The following is a 2,136-nucleotide window of genomic DNA, read 5'->3' as shown; positions in this document are numbered from 1 at the left end:
ATTCCGCACAAGAGAAGGACCAAGCCGGCAAGCATCCATCTCGCTTTCATACCGGCCTCGGAGCTCATAAAAATCTTGACCGCGCGTACAAACCGAACTGCTGTTATCTTGAGGGGAGTTTTCTGCTGATCCATGACATCCCTCGGCACGTTAATAGAATTAAGTTGCGCACCGTTCATCCGGCGGTTAGGACGCGGCGGGACGAACGAGAAGACCGACAGGCTCGTACTACCCCCGCCAAATTCTCTGGACCAGGTGCCTGCTGTCGATCCGGTAGAATGCTTGCCCAGGATGAAGGTCGCTTCAGTATGCTCGCGGTGGGACAACACCGCGCAAGGTGCCCGACTCCTGTGCAAGCTGCTCCAGTATCCTAATGACCACCATCGCGCGCCAACTCAACCTCCCAGTGGGTTGGGTCTGCGATCAGCAACAGCCGTTTCAATCGTAGAGCCAACTGGTGTGTTGTTTTGTCTGAGGTCGCCGTATCACAATGGTTCGACGTTTTTTGAACGGACCGAAACTACTCAACAGTGTTTGATTTTATCTTGTTTTCCTGACCATGACCACAGCAGCAGCATGGGACTTCTATCGCCGGCGGAACTCTGAAGGGCGCACGTTGGTTTGTGAATATCGTCGGCGAACCGCCAAGCTCTGGCGTGTTCGGTCAGTCAGGTCGCGACGCAAGCATTCGCGCTTACGCGGAATGCTATAAGCAAGACACGGCGGCCCTGCCGGTTGGATGCTTGATGTGCTAAGAAAAGGCGCGCTACTGGTAAGGCATGGTGTTTGCCGACCCGCGCCGTCGGACCGCGCCGACAGAGGAGGGTTGATTAATGGACACGATTCTTGTCGTTAATGCCGGTTCGTCTAGCCTGAAATTCGAGGTGTTCGCCGTCGGTACCGCCTTGATGAAGCTGGTCAAAGGCCAAGTGGAGGGCATCGGAACTGCGCCACACTTTACCGTCAAGAATGCAAAGGGCGAGCAGACCGTGGACCGGAGTTATGCATCTGGGGAGGTTCCAGACTTTGCCGCGGCCATGCATCATGTCGGAGCATGGTTACGGGAGCAATTCGAGGGGCAGCTTGTCGCGGTTGGTCATCGGGTCGTTCATGGCGGGCCGGACTACGCGCGCCCGGTGCGTGTCGATCAGCATGTCCTGGAGGACCTTGAGCGATATATACCGCTTGCGCCGCTTCACCAGCCCAACAACCTTGCACCGATCCGGACATTGCTGGAACGCCAGCCAGGACTCCCGCAGGTTGCCTGCTTTGATACAGCGTTTCATCGCGGGCATGACCCTGTAACTGATCACTACGCAATTCCTGCGCATTTTTTTGCCGAGGGAGTACGGCGATATGGCTTCCATGGGCTATCTTATGAATATGTGGCAGGTCGTCTCAAGGAGATTGCACCAGATATTGCCAAGGGACGCGTGATCGTTGCGCATCTTGGCAATGGCGCTTCTATGTGTGCATTGCGAGACGGGCACAGCTTAGAGTGCACATTCGGCTTTACGGCCCTTGATGGGTTGCCTATGGGGACGCGGTGCGGCCAGATTGATCCTGGCGTTCTGCTCTATCTTATCGAACAGGGCAGGATGACCTCGTCAGAACTGCAGGACATGCTCTACAACGGGTCCGGGCTTAAAGGATTGTCCGGCATCAGCAACGACGTGCGTGATCTTCTGGCCAGCGACGATGCCCGCGCCGCGCTAGCGCTCGACCATTTTGTCCATCGGATCAGTCTCAATGCAGGCGCGCTTGCTGCAGCGCTGGGTGGACTTGAGGCCTTCGTATTCACCGCTGGAATCGGGGAAAACTCGCCAGTAATGCGCGAGCGGATCGCAAAAAAACTTAATTGGTTGGGGGCGCAGCTGGATCCTGCGCGTAATAAAAGCGGCGAAATGCTTGTCTCGACGGCCGATAGCCGGATCGCACTCTATGTGGTGCCGACTGACGAAGAATTGATGATCGCCCAGCATACGCTTGGTATGGTTGCTGTATAGAAACGGCCAAGCGTCGCGACATGAGCATATCGGCTGGAGTAGTGTGGTCTGCGCTGTCTCAGGTCATTCTGACGCTTCGAACTTGACTGTAGGCTGGCCGGAATAGCAGAGCAAATCTTGGTCCGTGAGG

The 2,136-nt window shown here is 56.0% G+C and carries 1 protein-coding gene; it reads left to right on the top strand.

The genetic code is table 11. The annotated features are described in order from the left end of the window. Positions 1 to 833 precede the first annotated feature (833 nt). The gene (locus tag AAAC48_RS09740) at positions 834 to 2,006 is read left to right on the top strand and encodes an acetate/propionate family kinase (RefSeq protein WP_340653989.1); all 1,173 of its coding nucleotides are present in this window, start codon (positions 834 to 836) and stop codon (positions 2,004 to 2,006) included. Positions 2,007 to 2,136: the final 130 nt, after the last annotated feature.

The sequence above is a fragment of the Phyllobacterium sp. genome (assembly GCF_037994405.1).
Taxonomy (GTDB): domain Bacteria; phylum Pseudomonadota; class Alphaproteobacteria; order Rhizobiales; family Rhizobiaceae; genus Phyllobacterium.
The sequence above is the reverse complement of the archived record's forward strand: the minus strand, read 5'-3'. Positions and strand labels throughout refer to the sequence as shown.